We start from the raw sequence: 17,555 nt of genomic DNA, 5'->3' as shown, positions 1-17,555 counted from the left end.
TCTCTCCTATTCATCATCCGATTTTTTTCTTGTAAAGAACCTGATGGGCGTTCCCTCGAAGCCAAAGGCGGCGCGCACTTTATTTTCCAAATAACGCTCATACGAAAAATGCATCAGCTCCGGATCGTTGACAAAGAACACGAAGGTGGGCGGCTTCACCGAAACCTGAGTCGCATAATTGATCCGGAGACGCCGGCCCTTATCGGTCGGAGGCGGATTGATCGCTACCGCATCGGAAATGACGTCGTTCAATACGTGAGTCTGGATTCGCAGCGCGTGCTGCTCGGCCACCTGGTTGACCACGGGCAGCAGCTTATGGACACGCTGCTTCGTCTTCGCCGACAGGAACAGGATCGGCGCATAGGTCATGAACAGGAAATGATCGCGGATTTTTTGAGTAAACTGCTGCATCGTTTTTTCGTCCTTTTCGACGACATCCCATTTATTGACAACGAAAACAGCCGCTTTACCCGCTTCATGGGCATATCCCGCAATATGCTTATCCTGCTCGATAATGCCCTCTTCTCCATTGATCAGCACCAGGACGACATCGGCGCGTTCAATCGCTTTCATCGCCCGCATGACGCTGTATTTCTCCGTATTTTCATATACTTTCCCGCGCTTGCGCATGCCGGCCGTATCGATGACGACATACTTTTGACCGTCCTTTTCAAACGGCGTATCGATCGCATCCCGCGTCGTGCCGGCCACATTGCTGACAATGACCCGTTCTTCACCCAAAATCGTGTTGACAAGTGAAGACTTGCCGACGTTGGGCCGCCCGATCAATGCGACGCGGATGACTTCCTCGCCGTATTCATCCTCCTTGGAGGAAGGGAAATGCTCGACCACTTCATCCAGCAAATCACCGATTCCCGTCCCGTGCGAACCGGAAATACCGTACGGCGTACCGAAGCCGAGGCTGTAAAACTCATAAATATCGTCGGTCCGTCTAATATTGTCGATTTTATTTACGGCCAGTACGACCGGTTTTTTGGAGCGGAACAACAGCTCGGCGACCTCCGAATCCGCCGGAGTGACGCCGGCCTTGCCATCGACCATGAACACAATGACATCGGCTTCTTCAATTGCCAGCTCCGCTTGTACGCGAATCGACTTGAGCATCTCGTCGTCCCCGTCAATTTCGATACCTCCGGTATCGATCACGCTGAACTGATGATCCAGCCATTCGCCTCTTCCATATAATCGGTCCCGGGTTACCCCTGGCATATCTTCTACGATGGCAAGCCTGTCCCCAATGATGCGGTTGAAAATCGTTGATTTCCCCACATTAGGTCGGCCGACGATTGCTACAACGGGCCTTGACATAAAACTTCATTCCTTTCGTGGCTGCAGCAAATGCGCAACAAGCAAAATTTCACAATCTACATCATAGCACTTGCCTCCGACTAAATCAACGAAATCCCTTTGCCGGTCCTGCTTACGAATGATCTTTGTGATCCACCAGGACGAATGTGCCGTTCTGCAAATCATGCGCGGATGCATCCAAAATTTTTTCCAGTTTGAACGCGACCTTCTGCTGCTCCTCCGGACTGCCGACAATAAAGATCGGCGCGCCGCCGGCTACCTGATTCCCGACTGCTGTCACAATGGCAACGATTTTCCCCATTCGGCTACCCTTCCTTTCGTTCCGGCTGAAGATTCGTTTCCGACGGCATCCGTACAGCGCTTTCCAGAACAGGCGATTGCAGCAGCACCTGCCTCGCTTTGTCCGCATCGTATTCCTGCGGCAGCAAAAAGACGGCCAGACGTCCGTCCGCCATATCCAGCTTTGCAAGCGGAAGCAGCGACGGTTCTCCCTCATCGCGGTACACGCCCAATATCGTCGAAAGATCATGCAGCAGCGCTTGGCGCTGTCCGACGTTGGCCAGGGTAACGCGGCAGTTTTTATTCAGCGGAACGAGAATGAAGCCCATCCCCCGTTGTTTAATCGTATGCCGTGTATCCTCCAGCCCGACATTCATGATATAAATATCGTCGACATATAAATTCGGGCCGTCCAGCCGCACCTCCCCCTTGTGCACATCCGCAATGTGGCTGATGCTTTTGCCGCTTTTAAAACGGTTTGTCAGCAAGATCGCGGCAATGCCCGCAGCTATTCCCCAATACCAGGCGAATACGATGCTGAACAACGCGGTGATAAACGAGGTGAAAATAACCAAGTAATTTCGCCCCTCGAACACCATGGCGATACCTTCTATGTAAGTCGCGCCGCGGGGTACGAGTTCCATACTGTCTATTTTGGATAGCGTTTGCCGCTCCATGTTGCGGACATCGCGAAATTGCTGCGCCGCCAGCGACAGAAAAGTGACCGCCGTATAGTTCTTGTCCAGCAGCGAAGGCACGGCGACCGAACCGAGACCGGCGGCTATGGCGCCGAGCGACAGATGAATGATTTTACCGTGAGGATAGGTCGGATATTGGCGATAATCGGTCCGCAGCATGCTCAATCTTGCGGCCATGCCGAAAATAACACCCAACACGATGCCCACCGTATATTTTTGTTCTGCGATCCAATTCAGCATCATAAGCGCCTCTTTTCTGCAGTATTGCCCTAGCCGCGTTATCGGATTCTTTTGCGGATTCCGGAAACAATCCAGAGCAAGCTTTTTCTGCTTATCAGTACGAGGCAGGCAAGCATAACGGACAGCATACGGGCCGCATAAACGGTCAGCCACCAGCGGTCCTGCAGCAGTGCGCTGCCCAGATGAAACTCCAGATGCCCTTTATGCACATAGCGGTAATAAGTTTCACCCAGCAAAAGTCCGATCGAGATGACGGCTAATTGAGCGGCCGGCAGCTTGACCAACGCGCTCACCAGCAGACCGATGAGTAAAGCCGCAGACAGCTCCGCGCTGCCAAGCACCAAGGCAGGCATAAGATGAATCGTTTCCTGCAAAAAGAACGATACCGAACCGATCAGTACAGCCGCAGAGACAAGATGCAATTTATGCAGAATACCATGAGAGCGCCACAATACAACGGCGGCAATTGCAAGCAGCATGACCGCCCACAGGCTTACACGTATTTGCATCAACGATACGGACGTTTCCATGCTCACTATCCATAAAATAAAAAAGAGAAGTATCACCTTGGAAGTTATACCTCTCATTAAAAAATCGGTCCAGCCGCTGGCATATAAAATCAATGAGACGACCAGCAATACGAATGACAAATATCCCGGATTCATCGGCACCACCTAAGAGCTTGATCGTAATCGGCAGCTTGCGTTATGTCCATCATACATTTTTCTTTAACGCAAGCTGCAGTTTATCGGTTCTTAGTATGGCTATCTTCAGCATTTATTATCAAATCCGGTTTCTTCTGGCGTACATCCCGATATCAACGCCTCTCAACCCGCACCATTGCGCCGTTTCCCCTAATATGACAACGGGGACCTGCCGCAGACCGGCAATCGACGACGCGCCCAATGCGGTCATGATAAGCTTTATTTCCTGATGAAACGTATCAATCCGCTCGATTAATGCGGCGGTTCCCTCATATTGCAATACGCGCAGCAGCGCACCCGCCATTCCGACCGCAGAAGCGCCGACGATTAGCGCCTTGCCGATTTCGAGACTGCTCCGGATTCCGCCCGAAGCGATGACGGATACGGACCGATCGCCACCTCCGGATGACTGCTGTGCATGTGCTGCCTTCAGCACCTCCAGCAGCGCAACTGCCGTCGTACAGCCCCAATCGTTCAGCCAGTCGAGCTTTGCTGTACGGCGTGCATTTTCGATTGCGGCAAAATTAGTGCCTCCGGAGCCCCCGGTGTCAATCACGTTCACACCCGCCTGCAGCAGCGCAGCTGCGCCTTCCTGCGCAATGCCGAAGCCGACCTCCTTCACGATAACCGGCACGCCGACCCGAGCTGCAATTAACGCGATCCGCTCCAGCATTCCCGTAAACTGGCGGTCCCCCTCCGGCATAATCAGCTCCTGCATCACATTCAGATGGATTTGCAGCGCATCGGCTTTAATCATTTCGACGGCACGCTCCGCCTGCTCCAAGGTCGCCTCGCTCCCCAGGTTGCCGAACACAATTCCGTCCGGATTTATTTTTCTGACAACCGTATAGCTGGATGCCGCATCCGCATGCCTGATTGCAGCCATCTGCGATCCAACCGCCATCGCCAATCCGGTTTCTCTTGCGGCCACCGCCAATTCGCGATTGATCGCTTCTGTCTCCTGTGCCCCGCCTGTCATCGCATTAATAATAATCGGCGAGCTCAATATGAGTTCGCCGATTACGGTTTGTAAACAGATTCGATTAATGGAAGCTTCAGGCAGACAGTTGGGGACGATCCTGATATCGGCGAAGCCCTGCTCACCGCTTTGTCCAAGCTGCAGAGCATGATGCACATGCTCCAATTTTCTTGGAATTCGCAACCCGTCTCCTCCTAACCTGTCCGGAACAGCTTATTTAAATTTGCTCAGCTTATCGCCGAACCGTTCGCCCAGCGTCAGGTTCAGCCCTTGATTTTGATATTCCTCGGCAATAGCCGTTTCCTTGGATGCTCTTGCCGGTCTATCCGATTTCGGAGCGCGTTCCGGTGCTGCCGGCGCTTCTTCGGTTTCTTTAATACTCAGGCTGATCCGCTTCTCGTCAGGATTGACATCAAGAACTTTAGCCTTTACTTCCTGGCCTTCCTTCAGCACTTCAAAAGGAGTTGCAATATGGCGGTGTGCGATCTGCGAAATATGCACGAGCCCTTCAACGCCCGGCGCCACTTCGACGAAAGCGCCGAACTGCGCAAGCCGTTTGACGGTTCCGGTTACAATATCGCCAACCTTAAATTTGTCGGATACCTGCTGCCAAGGACCCGGCTGCGTCGCTTTGATGCTGAGGCTGATCCGCTCGTTGGCAGGGTCCAGCTTCAATATTTGCACGCTTACCTGATCGCCTTCCTTGACGACCTCGGAAGGCGTTTCGACATGATGCCAAGCCATCTCGGAAATATGCACCAAGCCGTCGACGCCGCCGATATCAACGAATGCCCCGAATTGGGTCAAGCGCTGTACGGTTCCCGTCAGCTCTTGTCCGACGGACAGCTCGCTGATAACCTCTTTCTTCTTCGCTTCGAACTCTTCATCCAATACATCCTTTTGGGACAGGATGACTTTATTTTTCTCGCGGTCCATTTCTTTCACGCGCAGACGAAGCGTACGACCTTTATAATCGCTGAAATCTTCGACGAACGTGCGCTCTACCATCGAAGCAGGCACGAAACCTCTCAAGCCTACATCCACGACAAGACCGCCCTTCACGACATCGGCTACACGAGCTTCGAGAATCGTTTTATTCTCCATATCGTCAGCCAGCTTATCCCAAGCTTTTTCGCTGTCGACTACGCGCTTGGAAAGCTCAAGCTTCTCCTTGTTGTCGTTGATCGAGAGCACTTTCAGCTCGACCTCCTGGCCGACCTGGACGCTTTCGCCCGCACTGCCGACCGGAACCGACGAAAGCTCGCGGACCGGAATGACGCCGTCATACTTATAGCCGATATCGACAAACGCTTGATCGTCGTCGACCTTAATAATTGTACCTTTTACAGTATCGCCCTTTTTCAGGACAGTCACATTCGCCATTGACTCCTCCTGGGAAGCCTCCTGCTGCGTTTCTTCCGCTTGTACGTTTTGTTCCACTTTTGTTTCTTCTGACATGGTCCAATACCCTCCTTGATTAGCAACCTCAACCAAAAAATTTAGTTACAATTGCTGCTGCCTTATATAATTTACCGTCGCAAAAAGAATACGCGGTTAATTGTTTTTCTTAAGTATTCCACATATTATCATTTCGATTCGTACTGCTTCACCATGGAACGAATGACGGACATAATTTTGTCAGTCGCCCGCTCCAGCCCTTCCGATCCGCCATCCGCAAATTCCGAGAGATCCACAGGTTTGCCATAGGCGAGCGTAATGCGTCTGAACGGTTTGTAACCGCCTACGATTGCCGCAGGGATGACGGTTGCGCCCGATTTAATGGCCAAGCTGGCCGCGCCCTTCTTGCCCATTCCTCCCGAATTGCTGCGGCTGCCTTCCGGAAATATTCCGATAATGCTGTTCTCGCTCAACAGCTGCAGCGATAAGCGGATGGATTCCTTGCTGACACCCCCCCGTTTAACGGGAAATGCGCTGATTTTCGGAAGCAGCTTTCCCAGAACAGGGATATCGAACAGCTCGGCCTTCGCCATATAATGCACGCGTCTATCGGTGATCGGACTGCCAAGCAGAGGCGGGTCCAGATTGCTCGTATGATTCGCGCATAATATAACGGGCCGATCCGGGGGAATATGCTCCAAACCGACGACCTTGAGGCGAAACAGTACCCGGAAAATCAAATAAAACAGGACGCGAAGCGATGTGTAGAGCATGCTACTTCCCCCCGCCGACTTCAGTTCTGCACAGCTCCAGTATGCGTTCAACCACCTCATGTATCGTCATGCTGGTCGTATCCAGCAGTACGGCATCCGGCGCTTGAACCAAAGGCGCGGTTTTCCTCTGCTCGTCCATCCGGTCCCTTGCCGCTATCTCCGATTCGAGCTGCTCCAAGGTGACGCTTGCGCGCTGGTCCTGAATTTCATTGTAACGCCTTTCGGCTCTAACCCGTACGCTTGCCGTCAAAAATATTTTGAGCTCCGCATCGGGAAGCACATGGCTGCCAATATCCCGGCCGTCCATGACAACGCCTTTAACGGCGGCAAGCCGCTTCTGTTTAACCGTTAAAATCCGGCGTACATCGGCGATCGCAGCAATCTGGGAGACATTCCCCGTGACTTCCGCGGAACGGATCTCGGCGGTCGCATCATGTCCGTCGACAAACACTTGTTGACCGTTTTCACCCGGGGCAAGACGAATATCCATCCGATCCGTAACGGCAATAACGTCTGCCGTATGATCCGGACTTATACCCGAACTGAGCACCTTCCAGGTTACTGCTCTATACATGGCGCCTGTATCTACATAGACAAAGCCTAATGTATTGGCAACAAGCCGGGCGATCGTGCTTTTCCCTGCTCCTGCCGGGCCATCTATAGCAATATTAAACTTATCCAAAACACGGGCCTCCCAGCAATAAAAGAAAATAACAGCGAAGCAAGAATAACAGGCCCTGCCTGCGATCGTAGAAAATTATACCATAGGTGAAAGCGGGATTGCAAAAAAGCTTCCCCTTAAATCGACGTCCGCAGCGGTTTAATGGCGGGTGCGGTCGAACGAATTTCCTTCCAATTGCTCTACCTTGACCAGGTAATGGCGGACGGCCGGGAATTGCAGCAGGAATTGGGCGGCGATCAGCAGGGCCAACAGTCCCAATACAGCCCGGATCAGCCATTTTTCCGCCAAACCGGAAAAAATAATAAACAGTTCTTCATACCCATTATTCCGCTTGCTCGTATCGTCTTTACGTTTCATAGGTTAATTCTCCAAAAAATTATTTTTGGAGGTAGTTTATCCATATTTTTACAAGTTATGCATTACCGTTTGCGAAACTCGAGCTGCCGCTCGAAGCAGTAGCGGATTATTTTTTGCCGGTCTTTGTCCGAAATTTCGGCAAACCGCATCATGACCTGCTGCTTCCCGGTTTCCAGCGGCTTTATACGGACCAGCTCTCCCTTAAACGGAATATGCTCGATTTGTCCGTTCCGGTAGTTGGCCAGCAGCCAGCAGCTGACCGTCTGCTGCGCGGCAAGCGGTATATACCCGTCGCATATAAAGGAGATGCCGCCGCCCCCGACGTCATCCGTCAAGGCGGTAAACTGCAGCTGCTCGGAAAATTTGACCGCAATCTCAAGCTCGGCCGGCACGCGTAAAAAATTGCGCCGCTGCACTTTGGTAATTGTTTCCGGCTCCGGTTTTTTAATCATGACAAGCCGGATTACATCATCGCTGAAGCCCAGCACCGACGATGTAAAATAATTTTTGACGCCGCCCTCCGTTATGTAATAGGCTGACAGCTCGTCACCGACGTATAGCCGCTTTAACCGGCCCGTTTTTTCATTCAGGGGCACTTCCATGCTGATATAGCCTTGATTGACGTCGGCGATTCTGGATTTATGCTCCTGCTTGGCTTCTTCTTCATCGATCGAATTCACTTGTATATATAAAATTTGATTGACCGTTGGAAGCATGTTTGGCACCTCCGCTGTTATGCTGGTCCGTACTAACAGGTACGATAGTACTAGATTCTAATTCATTATAGCATGACACGGTCAGATGGGAAGAAAAAAAAGGAGACTTTTGTCAAGTCCCCCCGCAATTTCTTTATCAAGTTTGATTGACCTGCTGCTCGGCGGTGCCGAGCCGTTCTATTTTTTCCTCGACACCGTTTTCCGCGTTAATATAAATGCGGTAGACACCGCCGTTTATTTGACCGGTAAATTGGTAGCACAGCACTTCATCCTGATTTTCGTTTCGTATCAAGGCCATCGCCTCGCTATTGGTCTTGAAGTTCGGATTCAGCACTTTGCGCGCTTCCTCAATTGTCAGCTTGGGAGCGGCCGTCTGACGATCCTTATGGTTGAACACGTAATCGGTCGCCTGGAGGCCCGTCACTTCGCCGTTATCGAGCGCAACCTTCACCGCCAGCTTGTCCAAATAGTTGATCACATCATGATCGCGGCTGGCAAATGTGATATTGGCGATATTATTGTACTCGTCATAGCTGACCGCCGCCATGTTCTTATATCCGTGCGCATCCAAAAACTCGGAAGCGATATCTCTGGCCCGGCGAACGTCCAGCTTCTTTTCGTTCACGTCGCGGCTCGTCGAAAACCACAGCATTTGCCCGCCCTTGGCCGTGTAATCGGCATGGATGCCGTCCGCCGTATGCTCCTTCGGCGCCGATACGCTGAACGAATGATACTCCGTTCCCGGTCCGTTTTCTACCGCCTGAACCGCGTTCGCGTCTTGAAGTCCGAAGAACTGCGCCGCTTTCTGCTTGATTTCATCCACGGTTACGTCATTGCCGGACAGCATCTTGACGTCATATTTTTGATGGGCGTTCATTACGGATGGGCTCCATTTCACGTCGGAATAATCGCCGACTTTTTTATCCACCGTCTGGAAGCCGTCGATAATCGCGTTATCCAACGGTTCCTTCCGAGTGGCAAGCGCCGTTTCGACATCCATCCACCGCAAGTTTTTCTCCAGCACCTTCGACTGCATACCACGCAGATCCGTCGAAATTTCCTGGGCATGCGTATACAGTGCATTCAGCGTGCCCATCTCCTCCTGCGACAACGGCTGCTTGTTCAAGTCGCGAAGCGCGGCCCGGTAAGAGAAGTTGGACAAATTAGCCAAAAAGCTTTCGGTCTTATTAAAGGGCAGCAGCGTCAGCGGCAGCTGGCTGATTTCATTTTGCGCCTGGCTCGTAATGCGCCATACGTTAATCAGCCCTTTTTTGTACGCATCCTGAGACATTGAGTTCACTGCCAACGTATTGCCCAGCTCATTGTGCAGTCTGTCCACATGGTACGACAAATCGTGGAAAGCCCGCTGGTATTGGTTTTCCGCCTTGATCAGAATTGAATTTTTCTCCTGATGCTCCAGATAACCCCAAAATCCCGCCCCAATCAATGCGACCACGAGAATTGGAAACATAACGATGCTTAATCTTTTGTACATGCGCTTGCAATCTCCCTTCTTCAGCCAAACTTGGTTATAGCTTTCGCGGAAGGGAGCAGTCTTATTCACAGTTTTGCCCATAACCGTTATGAAAATGTTGATTGGCCGTCAACCGGCAAAAATGAAAGAAGCCGCCTGACCGGCAGCTTCTCATAAATCGTTCGTTTCAATATCAAAATCGGTTTCATTGCTGCAAATACATTGTTTAAAGCCCGTATCGATCTTCCCCTTGTCTCTTCTCCCTCTAAGGACAAAGCGTTCGCCGCATCGCATGCAGCGTATCGTCACTTTGACACGTTCGTTTACCGTCATGCATTCCCTCCGGTTTGATAGAATACTAAGCAGTATGGACAAACCGGTTATATTTTAACCTGATCTTCTTTATGAATGACACGCAGCGGCGAGGTGGAGTTAGCGCGGTTGACCTTCCACAGGCTGCGCATCCACAAAAATACCATGAGCGGAATCATGAACCAGACCCAGTAAGATTTTGTCGTCAATAAAATATAGTCGAACAAGCCGTGCCAAAAAATCGGAAAGGCCAATGAGTATAAAAGATGCCGCTTTGTCCGCTCCGGCGTAAATTTGGCTCTGCCCAAATGGTAACCCATTATGACGCCGAACATCGCGTGCCCGGATACGGGCAGCAGCGCCCGATACAGCAGCGATGAAATGGATGACGAATTCAGAAACGCATAAAACACATTTTCCAACGTGGCAAAGCCGAGCGAAACCGCAACCGCATATACGATCCCGTCATACGGTTCGTCAAAGGTCGCATGCTGATAAATAATCGTATAGACCAAAAACCATTTCAGAAACTCCTCCAAGCCCGCCGAAATGATAAACGAAAATACAAACGGGTCATCGCCAAGCCCATGCACCAGCGCGCGCTGCAGCACCATCACCGGAAATACGAGCAGCACGCCGAATAAAAACATTTTGATTACATGATGAATAGGCTCCGTATCATACCGGTCCTTCAAATAGAAATATGCAAGCAGAGCGACACCCGGCGCAATGGCCGCCGTCAAGACTGACAAGACGCTCAAACAGTGTCCCCTCCGTTCCGTGCTTTATCGGGAAGACATAAATCCGGCTCCAACCCGCTGTTGAAGCGGCTGCCACACCCTATAAAGCGTTTCGTTTCTTTAAACCCACCCGCGGAAACGGACGGCATCAGCCATTTTCCTGACCCCGACCATATAAGCGGCAAGACGCATATCCACTTTTCTCGTGATATGAACATTATAGACATTTTCAAAGCCTTTTTCCATCACTTCTTGCAATCTGGCATGCACTTCCGCTTCCGTCCAGTAATAACCTTGATTGTTTTGCACCCACTCGAAATACGATACGACGACCCCGCCGGCGCTGGCCAGCACATCGGGCACAATCAAAATTCCGCGGTCGGTCAATATGCGGGTCGCCTCCATCGTCGTCGGACCGTTGGCCGCCTCGACAACGATCGGAGCCCGGATCCGGCTCGCATTTTCTCCCGTTATCTGATTCTCGATCGCAGCAGGCACCAAAATATCGCATTCGAGCTCCAGCAGCTCCTTGTTCGTGATCGTGTCTTTGAACAGATTGGTTACGGAGCCGAACGAATCGCGGCGGTCGAGCAAATATTCGATATCCAGCCCATCCTTGTTATACAGCGCGCCGTGCGCATCCGATATGCCGATGACCTTGGCTCCCGTCTCATGCATAAACTTAGCCAAATAGCTTCCCGCATTGCCGAATCCTTGAATGACGACGCGCGCGTCCTGCAGCGGGATACCTTTCTTGGCCAGCGCCTGGTTGATCATGATCGTGACGCCCTTGGCCGTTGCGGTCTCCCGGCCGTGGGAGCCGCCCAGTACAATCGGCTTGCCGGTAATAAAATTCGGCGCGTCGAACTCGCGGATTCGGCTGTATTCATCCATCATCCAGGCCATAATCTGCGAATTGGTCATCACGTCGGGAGCGGGGATGTCTTTCGTCGGCCCTACGATTTGGCTGATGGCTCTTACATAGCCTCGGCTCAACCGCTCCAGTTCGCGGAAGGACATGTTGCGCGGATCGCAGATGATCCCGCCCTTCCCGCCGCCGTATGGAAGATCGACAATGCCGCATTTCAAGCTCATCCAGATGGACAACGCTTTGACCTCATCCTCCGTCACATTGGGGTGGAACCTTACCCCGCCTTTCGTCGGCCCTACGGCGTCGTTATGCTGCGCGCGATAGCCTGTGAACACTTTGATCGTGTCGTCGTCCATCCGGATCGGAATGCGCACCGTCATCACTCTCATCGGCTCCTTCAACAGCTCCACCATCGCCGAGGAGAAGCCGAGCTTGGTCAATGCATGCTCTATGATTACTTGTGTCGCTTGGTACACGTTTAAGTTTTCAGCCATCGGAACCACCCTTCGTCGGTTCTGCTTTTTTGGATTGCCCGACCGGTATGAGCGGGATCAAACCGCCCGATCGTTTGCCTGTTCGCCATGTTTGAGGCTTTGTCTTATTCTTGCACGTTGGCGGCGACCTGATTCATCAATCGGCTTCAACGGGGCCAAGCCGCAAGGATAAACAGCGCCGCGCTATAGGATAAGAGCGTTTTGCCAAGGTTATACGCAGCAAAAGTATATGCTTTATACTTTTCATAACAACCAAAAAAAAGCACCCACAAAAACAATACTGTTTTTGAGAATGCTTCCGACAGCTACAAGTTTTCAGGAATTATTTAAAGTGTGTGCAAAGTACGTTAACAGCATCCGCAGCTATAATAGTTTTCCCATATTCCTCCAGGACAGCTCTTGTAATGGACGCAGCTTCGCCAAACTCCGACAAAACGGCAATGACAGCCTGATAACTGTTTTCATCCATATCAACGGCATCGAGCTGTAAAAACCACTTGTCTTTATATGAGTATAACATGCCGCCATCGGTTACCATAGGCTGTAGCACTTTGACCATCCGAAGCAGGTCTTCAAAATCGTGATACATATAGGAGATTTGATCCGACTGCTCCATCGTAACCTCAAGCTCATACATCTCTTCGACTTCCTCGTCGTAAGAGTCGCCGGAGGAAGTGAAGTCCAGCTTGCTTCGGGTTACGATCACAACCATACCTTGCGCAGGAAGCGCCAACACTTCTACCGCCAGCGGTCCCGAAGGATCGAATCCCAGTTCCGTATATGCCTGGTCCATCATATCGCTGAACAGTTCGTGCACCTTCGGTATCTCTCTCCACATATCATCCTTTTGAATGCCTCGCTCCGTCAAGTCGTCGAATGTGAGAAAAATCCGTATTTTGTCCTGACTTAAACGCTCCATTTTCATACAGGATTCCTCCCTTGCCGCTGCGTATATAACAGCTTATGAAGTAAGGTTAAAAAGGTGATTAAGCTTAGCTTGTATTCAATTATATGAGTATTATATCACATCATAACAAGAAATGTAGGGTACGCATAAAAAAAGAAAAGGCACGGGTTAAAGAGCGGCCCCTGCCTGTCATTTATGCGCACTAACACCGCTAATTATGCCTGCTTGCGAAATTTTTATTGAGTGTGTACCGTTTCTTTTGCTTGATTATGGGATAAAATTTCTTGTACGGTGACTTTCAGCTCGGGATCCTGATTAATGATTTCTTGAACCTTGCCGAGACCGCCGACGGCCGCGTCCTTATGAACCGAATGGTCTGCAGCCGACTTGGATTCGGTCTTGCTCGCTGTAAAGGTATCAGATGCTGTGACTTTGCCTGTAGCTTTGGTCATTCTATCTTTTGCCTTGTCCATCATTTTCCCTGCCGACTGGCTGCTGCTTAACGCGGAAAAAAACATTGAATTTTTGCTGAAATAAACGACTGCCGCGGCTCCAACCAAACCGCCAAGTAAAAACGAACCGAATTTCATGCTATCCCTCCATCCGTTTTGGTTCACACATATTTTTTGCTACCTGCGAACGAAGCATGCATGATAAAATTAGGAAACCACCTTGAATAGGAGAGCCCATAAAATGAACAAAACGATGCTTGCGCTATTATCGGCCGCACTGCTTACTACAGCCGCGGCCTGCCAAAACAACAGCAATGCCCAGCCTGCCGCCGTTCAGCTTCAGACCGCTCCCGTTCAGCAGCCGGCTAGCGGAGACGCGGCCAAGACGCCGGAGCAAAGCCAAACCGCCGGTGCCGGCAAAGCTGCCGAGCCGGCCCCCGCCAAACCGGCAGGGGACGCAGGAGGCGCCGCCCCAACAACCGTGCCGACTCCTGCCCAGCCAGAAAAAACGGCGCTTCAGCCCGCCGCCAAGCTGTATAAAATGAACCCGAAAACGTACGATATCGTGCCGATCGACCCGGCTGCAGCGAGCAAAAACGTGGTGCTGCTGACATTTGACGACGGACCGCGCAACAAAGAGGTGCTCGCTTCCATCCTGGACACGCTGGACAAGCATAAAGCGAAGGCGATCTTTTTCGTCAACGGCTATTTGGTCAAGCAAAAGCCGGAGCTGCTGAAGCTGATCCAGGAGCGCGGCCATGCGATCGGAAATCATTCCTGGGATCACATCGATTTGAAGAAGGAAAGCAAAGACAAGGTCGATCAGCAAATCGGGGACGTTCAAAAGATTGTGAAGGAAGTGACAGGCAGCGCGCCGCAATTTTTCCGTCCGCCCTTCGGCTCGGGAAGCGATGATGTCCGCGCCAAAGCGAAGCAGGAAAACATGCTGTACATGACATGGTCCAACGGCTCGCTGGATTGGGAGATGACCGTCAAAAAGAACGATCCGAACAAGGTGGTCAGCAATGTGCTGGGACAACTGAGAGGCGGCAGCAATATTTTGATGCACGAGCTCCCCTGGACGGCACAGGCACTGGATCCGCTGTTAACGCAGCTGGAGGAAAAGCAGTTCGGCTTCGTCGACCCGCATCTGATCGACATTAACCAATAGCAGCCGTCAAAACAGGGCCGTCCGGTTATAGAGGCACTTTTCGCCAGCCCCAGACGACAAGCCCGGCGACCAATAAAACAAACATCCACAGCAAGGTCCGGTAAAAGATACGAAGCCACTTGTCTTTCTCCGTCGGATGGACCGTTTTGCGGGGAGGAAGGAACGTATCCTCGTACCCTCCCTCCACCGGGACCTTGCTGTTTTCATCCGTACGATTGCGCTGTTGTTTGAATGTGCCGTGCATTAATCCTCTCTCCTGTAACGAATAATACAACCCATAATAAAATCAATCACAAAATGCGCCACGATCGGCGTCCACAGCGTGCCCGTCTGAATATAAATCCAGCCGAGTCCATAGCTGATCCCGAATACGAGCCCGGTCATAAGCCAATGCTGCAAATACCGGATATGAATCGCTGCAAACAAAATACTCGTCCAGTATGGCCCCCAGGAAGCCTGAATCGCACCGCGAAACAGCCATTCCTCGCAAATAGCGACAATTAACGACAGCAGCGCGATATGCCACAGCGGACGATTGCGGAAAATCATTTCATTGATCCCGCCGTCATCCATCACCTCCGGAGGCACCCACCGCGATACAAGCACGTCCACAATGAGCACCGCCGCGGCAAACGCAACGCCCCAGAATGCGATATACATCCCTTTATGCATCGACAGCATTGCCATCAGCGACGGCTTCTGAAACAGCATGACGACGCATCCGATCACAAATACGGCCAGTTGGGTCAGATATAAATTCATAAGGAGCATTTTTTCATCCAACGAATCGAGATCGACTTTCGGCAGCTTGAATTGCTTGAAATTTATTTTTTTCATCAATTATTCCCTTTTTCGACAAAATCACCTATACTATCAGTAAAATTACATATGAGGAGCTCAGGTCATGAATAAGCGGCTGTCACGCACCGACTACTTATTTGCTATCATGTTTATCTTTATGCTCGTCCTCGCACTGGGCGCCTTCTTTTACGGTCTCCGGTTGGGCCAGGAACGGACAACAGCAAAGTATGAGGACCTGCTCTTCAAAAAGAACGAAGAAGCGAACGGATACTCGGCTTATCATCAACAGTATTTGGTGTCCTACTATCATACCATTTATCAGCCGTACAGGGAATTTCATAAGAAATGGTTTGCCAAAATGGACGAATTGGAACAAAACCGCTCGGCCGACGGGGCACTGATTCTCAAGGAACTGAGCAAAACGGCCAAAGAAAAGTACGATGAGCTGAGCAATAAGTCCATGCCTGATTCATCGCCGCTGCTCCAGAACGGACAGCAAAACTACGCCAAAAGCCTCAAGCTGTTTTATGAGGCGCTGGACAGTTTGACACCTCGAGCCAATGGCATGCCCGGTACAGAATTAATCGCTGTATTGGAAAAGGATGCCTACTTGTCCGAGGCCAAAAAATTTTCGTTAACTGCGCAAGCCGATTATTACGATGCGATTGTCAAATGGAGCGAATCCACCCATCCGCAGCTGAAGCAGGCGGAAGACGGCAAGCCTCTCCCGCTCACCGACTGGAGCGCATTAAGCTTGAATGCGAAAAATAAATACATAGCGAACGCATTGGCAAACGGCAAACTGTTCACTCCTTTTACCCCGCAGGATTTGACGGGCAGAATTGACGAGCTCGTTGTCGCCGGACAAGCTAAAAAGCTGAACCTGAACGAGGTTCATCAAGTCATAGATCTGCTCCTTCCAACGAAAGCGGTTCGCACCGGCGATTTCATTAAAAATAAAGCGAAGCTGTACCCGAATGAAACGCTGCCTCAGCTGCCGTTCTTTGTCAACCCGGGCTAATGCTACAAAGTCCCCCATAAGTGACACGAAGCTGCAAGCTGAATCCGCAAACCCGTAACCACGGGTTTCGTCAAGAGTGCAAGCAACTGTTGACCTTACTTTTGGGGAGCCCCGGTTATCCACAGATATTGCTGCGCATTAATTTCCTAAGCAGTGAACTCGTTCAGCTTTGCTGAAATCGGGGAATCAGAAGGGGACTCTACCCCACCTGATTCAAGGCCTACCTTAGAGGTGGGGGTCTTAACCCGATAAAGTCGTAATCGGATAAAAAAAGCCATCGTCTCACGGATATTCCGTGACGATGGCTTTTTGCTGCCTTTGGTCAATCGTATTGGAACCCTCTCAGCATCGCAACGGCCGCCATACCGCCCTCCACATTGACTACATCCTCGTAGCCTTGCTCCCTTAAGTAGTAGCAAACATGCGCGCTGCGGACGCCGTGTGCGCAAATCACATACAGCTTACAGTCGGCCGGCACCTTATCCAGCTGCGCAGGAACTGTATTCATCGGGATAAGAACCGCTTCGTCGAGGTGATAATAATCCCATTCCTGCTTTTCGCGGACATCGATGATCATAGCCTGCCCGAGCTCGCCCTTCTGAAGCTTGGCGGTAAATTGCTGCGGCGAAATCATGTCGAAATCATCCATGGCTCATCTCTCCTTTGACCGGCGTTGATACGCGTTGATAGAAGAATAACGAAAAATTTACATTTGATCAAGCGAAAACCATTGCATTTCCACCCTGATTACCATAAAATATGGTACGTAACGAGCTAGGACGGCATCGAATCTTGCGCTGCGGCGCGCATTGTGAAAATTAGGTGTTGAACATCGTGTGACAACGTCCGGCATCTATTGACACGATTTCCAGGTCATGTTACGCTAATGAAAATTTCATTTTGCAACAAAACATTGACGGAGACAGTATGAACCGGGAATGCGCAGAGAGCCGATGGAAGGTGCGAATCGGACATGACGGTTTTTACGGAGCACTCCAGAGTTGCTGAGCTGAACGATGCGGAACGATGCATGTCCCCTCTGTAGGTGCAGCCGGGTAGAAACCGTTATATTTCGGGGTCTTGTCGACAAGACTCATAAGGCTGTCAGTGCGAGCTTGCAGCGAATTAGGGTGGTACCACGAAAAGCAACTTTTCGT

General features: G+C 51.0%; 21 protein-coding genes and 1 other annotated feature (1 of these 22 cut by a window edge). Of the genes, 2 read left to right on the top strand and 19 right to left on the bottom strand.

From position 1 onward, the window contains the following. Nucleotides 1–6: 6 nt before the first annotated feature. The 16 genes from der to E1757_RS05500 all read right to left on the bottom strand — a co-directional run bounded on the left by der (nt 7) and on the right by E1757_RS05500 (nt 13,543). A complete protein-coding gene (der, locus tag E1757_RS05570) occupies nt 7–1,329 on the bottom strand; it encodes a ribosome biogenesis GTPase Der (protein WP_133225868.1) in 1,323 nt (440 codons plus the stop codon). Nucleotides 1,330–1,441: 112 nt separating this feature from the next. Continuing rightward, entirely contained in the window at nt 1,442–1,630 is a 189-nt protein-coding gene (locus E1757_RS05565) for a capping complex subunit for YIEGIA (protein ID WP_133225867.1), read from the bottom strand. 4 nt (nt 1,631–1,634) lie between these two features. Continuing rightward, nucleotides 1,635–2,546, bottom strand: a complete 912-nt coding sequence (locus E1757_RS05560; protein ID WP_133226576.1) for a YIEGIA family protein — start codon at nt 2,544–2,546, stop codon at nt 1,635–1,637. 38 nt (nt 2,547–2,584) lie between these two features. Next, nucleotides 2,585–3,211, bottom strand: coding sequence for a YphA family membrane protein (locus E1757_RS05555; protein WP_133225866.1), 627 nt, complete (start codon nt 3,209–3,211; stop codon nt 2,585–2,587). A 118-nt stretch (nt 3,212–3,329) separates the two neighbouring features. Continuing rightward, nucleotides 3,330–4,412, bottom strand: coding sequence for a type 2 isopentenyl-diphosphate Delta-isomerase (fni, locus tag E1757_RS05550; protein WP_133225865.1), 1,083 nt, complete (start codon nt 4,410–4,412; stop codon nt 3,330–3,332). A gap of 30 nt (nt 4,413–4,442) precedes the next feature. Then, nucleotides 4,443–5,687 carry a 30S ribosomal protein S1 gene (gene rpsA / locus E1757_RS05545; protein WP_133225864.1) on the bottom strand — a complete coding sequence of 415 codons (1,245 nt, stop codon included), beginning with the start codon at nt 5,685–5,687 and terminating at the stop codon, nt 4,443–4,445. Between the two features lie 128 nt (nt 5,688–5,815). Next, the gene (locus E1757_RS05540; protein ID WP_133225863.1) at nt 5,816–6,400 is read right to left on the bottom strand and encodes a lysophospholipid acyltransferase family protein; all 585 of its coding nucleotides are present in this window, start codon (nt 6,398–6,400) and stop codon (nt 5,816–5,818) included. Between the two features lies 1 nt (nt 6,401). After that, complete coding sequence (gene cmk / locus E1757_RS05535; protein WP_133225862.1) at nt 6,402–7,082, bottom strand: (d)CMP kinase; 681 nt, start codon at nt 7,080–7,082, stop codon at nt 6,402–6,404. A 138-nt stretch (nt 7,083–7,220) separates the two neighbouring features. After that, nucleotides 7,221–7,439: a hypothetical protein gene (locus tag E1757_RS05530; RefSeq protein WP_133225861.1), complete on the bottom strand. Its 219-nt coding sequence runs from the start codon at nt 7,437–7,439 to the stop codon at nt 7,221–7,223. A 62-nt stretch (nt 7,440–7,501) separates the two neighbouring features. Then, entirely contained in the window at nt 7,502–8,155 is a 654-nt protein-coding gene (locus E1757_RS05525) for a flagellar brake protein (RefSeq protein WP_133225860.1), read from the bottom strand. 136 nt (nt 8,156–8,291) lie between these two features. After that, nucleotides 8,292–9,650 (bottom strand): germination protein YpeB, encoded by a 1,359-nt coding sequence (gene ypeB / locus E1757_RS05520; protein ID WP_133225859.1) that lies wholly within the window; start codon nt 9,648–9,650, stop codon nt 8,292–8,294. Between the two features lie 150 nt (nt 9,651–9,800). Continuing rightward, nucleotides 9,801–9,962: a hypothetical protein gene (locus E1757_RS35675; protein ID WP_165971971.1), complete on the bottom strand. Its 162-nt coding sequence runs from the start codon at nt 9,960–9,962 to the stop codon at nt 9,801–9,803. 47 nt (nt 9,963–10,009) lie between these two features. Continuing rightward, nucleotides 10,010–10,702 (bottom strand): glutamic-type intramembrane protease PrsW, encoded by a 693-nt coding sequence (gene prsW / locus E1757_RS05515; protein WP_133225858.1) that lies wholly within the window; start codon nt 10,700–10,702, stop codon nt 10,010–10,012. Between the two features lie 99 nt (nt 10,703–10,801). Beyond that, nucleotides 10,802–12,046: a Glu/Leu/Phe/Val family dehydrogenase gene (locus E1757_RS05510; RefSeq protein ID WP_133225857.1), complete on the bottom strand. Its 1,245-nt coding sequence runs from the start codon at nt 12,044–12,046 to the stop codon at nt 10,802–10,804. A gap of 322 nt (nt 12,047–12,368) precedes the next feature. Continuing rightward, nucleotides 12,369–12,971, bottom strand: coding sequence for a genetic competence negative regulator (locus E1757_RS05505; protein WP_133225856.1), 603 nt, complete (start codon nt 12,969–12,971; stop codon nt 12,369–12,371). Between the two features lie 218 nt (nt 12,972–13,189). Further along, nucleotides 13,190–13,543 (bottom strand): hypothetical protein, encoded by a 354-nt coding sequence (locus E1757_RS05500; RefSeq protein ID WP_133225855.1) that lies wholly within the window; start codon nt 13,541–13,543, stop codon nt 13,190–13,192. 103 nt (nt 13,544–13,646) lie between these two features. Between E1757_RS05500 and E1757_RS05495 the strand changes: the two genes are divergently transcribed. Further along, nucleotides 13,647–14,576 carry a polysaccharide deacetylase family protein gene (locus tag E1757_RS05495; RefSeq protein ID WP_133225854.1) on the top strand — a complete coding sequence of 310 codons (930 nt, stop codon included), beginning with the start codon at nt 13,647–13,649 and terminating at the stop codon, nt 14,574–14,576. A 25-nt stretch (nt 14,577–14,601) separates the two neighbouring features. On the opposite strand, the gene E1757_RS05490 is transcribed toward E1757_RS05495, so the two are convergent. After that, the gene (locus tag E1757_RS05490; RefSeq protein ID WP_133225853.1) at nt 14,602–14,820 is read right to left on the bottom strand and encodes a hypothetical protein; all 219 of its coding nucleotides are present in this window, start codon (nt 14,818–14,820) and stop codon (nt 14,602–14,604) included. Next, on the bottom strand, nt 14,820–15,413 hold the full coding sequence (locus E1757_RS05485) for a CPBP family intramembrane glutamic endopeptidase (protein WP_133225852.1): 594 nt from the start codon (nt 15,411–15,413) through the stop codon (nt 14,820–14,822). The genes E1757_RS05490 and E1757_RS05485 overlap by 1 nt, the downstream gene beginning before the upstream one ends. A gap of 67 nt (nt 15,414–15,480) precedes the next feature. Between E1757_RS05485 and E1757_RS05480 the strand changes: the two genes are divergently transcribed. Continuing rightward, the gene (locus E1757_RS05480) at nt 15,481–16,398 is read left to right on the top strand and encodes a hypothetical protein (protein WP_133225851.1); all 918 of its coding nucleotides are present in this window, start codon (nt 15,481–15,483) and stop codon (nt 16,396–16,398) included. Between the two features lie 322 nt (nt 16,399–16,720). Here the strand turns inward: E1757_RS05480 and E1757_RS05475 are convergent, their stop codons facing one another. Beyond that, on the bottom strand, nt 16,721–17,047 hold the full coding sequence (locus E1757_RS05475; RefSeq protein WP_133225850.1) for a rhodanese-like domain-containing protein: 327 nt from the start codon (nt 17,045–17,047) through the stop codon (nt 16,721–16,723). A 255-nt stretch (nt 17,048–17,302) separates the two neighbouring features. Further along, nucleotides 17,303–17,555, top strand: a binding site (T-box leader) (it continues 7 nt past the right edge of the window).

The organism is Paenibacillus piri (assembly GCF_004354045.1).
GTDB lineage: Bacteria > Bacillota > Bacilli > Paenibacillales > NBRC-103111 > Paenibacillus_S > Paenibacillus_S piri.
Note: the sequence above shows the minus strand (reverse complement) of the source record. Positions and strands in the feature narration are given on the sequence as shown.

Coding starts and splice junctions, on each gene's coding strand:
- E1757_RS05490 (WP_133225853.1), bottom strand. CDS start 14,820: ATGCACGGCACATTCAAACAACAGCGCAATCGTACGGATGAAAACAGC.
- der (WP_133225868.1), bottom strand. CDS start 1,329: ATGTCAAGGCCCGTTGTAGCAATCGTCGGCCGACCTAATGTGGGGAAA.
- E1757_RS05525 (WP_133225860.1), bottom strand. CDS start 8,155: ATGCTTCCAACGGTCAATCAAATTTTATATATACAAGTGAATTCGATC.
- E1757_RS05565 (WP_133225867.1), bottom strand. CDS start 1,630: ATGGGGAAAATCGTTGCCATTGTGACAGCAGTCGGGAATCAGGTAGCC.
- ypeB (WP_133225859.1), bottom strand. CDS start 9,650: ATGTACAAAAGATTAAGCATCGTTATGTTTCCAATTCTCGTGGTCGCA.
- E1757_RS05495 (WP_133225854.1), top strand. CDS start 13,647: ATGAACAAAACGATGCTTGCGCTATTATCGGCCGCACTGCTTACTACA.
- E1757_RS05510 (WP_133225857.1), bottom strand. CDS start 12,046: ATGGCTGAAAACTTAAACGTGTACCAAGCGACACAAGTAATCATAGAG.
- E1757_RS05560 (WP_133226576.1), bottom strand. CDS start 2,546: ATGCTGAATTGGATCGCAGAACAAAAATATACGGTGGGCATCGTGTTG.
- E1757_RS05480 (WP_133225851.1), top strand. CDS start 15,481: ATGAATAAGCGGCTGTCACGCACCGACTACTTATTTGCTATCATGTTT.
- E1757_RS05500 (WP_133225855.1), bottom strand. CDS start 13,543: ATGAAATTCGGTTCGTTTTTACTTGGCGGTTTGGTTGGAGCCGCGGCA.
- E1757_RS35675 (WP_165971971.1), bottom strand. CDS start 9,962: ATGACGGTAAACGAACGTGTCAAAGTGACGATACGCTGCATGCGATGC.
- E1757_RS05475 (WP_133225850.1), bottom strand. CDS start 17,047: ATGGATGATTTCGACATGATTTCGCCGCAGCAATTTACCGCCAAGCTT.
- rpsA (WP_133225864.1), bottom strand. CDS start 5,687: ATGTCAGAAGAAACAAAAGTGGAACAAAACGTACAAGCGGAAGAAACG.
- E1757_RS05540 (WP_133225863.1), bottom strand. CDS start 6,400: ATGCTCTACACATCGCTTCGCGTCCTGTTTTATTTGATTTTCCGGGTA.
- E1757_RS05555 (WP_133225866.1), bottom strand. CDS start 3,211: ATGAATCCGGGATATTTGTCATTCGTATTGCTGGTCGTCTCATTGATT.
- E1757_RS05505 (WP_133225856.1), bottom strand. CDS start 12,971: ATGAAAATGGAGCGTTTAAGTCAGGACAAAATACGGATTTTTCTCACA.
- E1757_RS05530 (WP_133225861.1), bottom strand. CDS start 7,439: ATGAAACGTAAAGACGATACGAGCAAGCGGAATAATGGGTATGAAGAA.
- E1757_RS05485 (WP_133225852.1), bottom strand. CDS start 15,413: ATGAAAAAAATAAATTTCAAGCAATTCAAGCTGCCGAAAGTCGATCTC.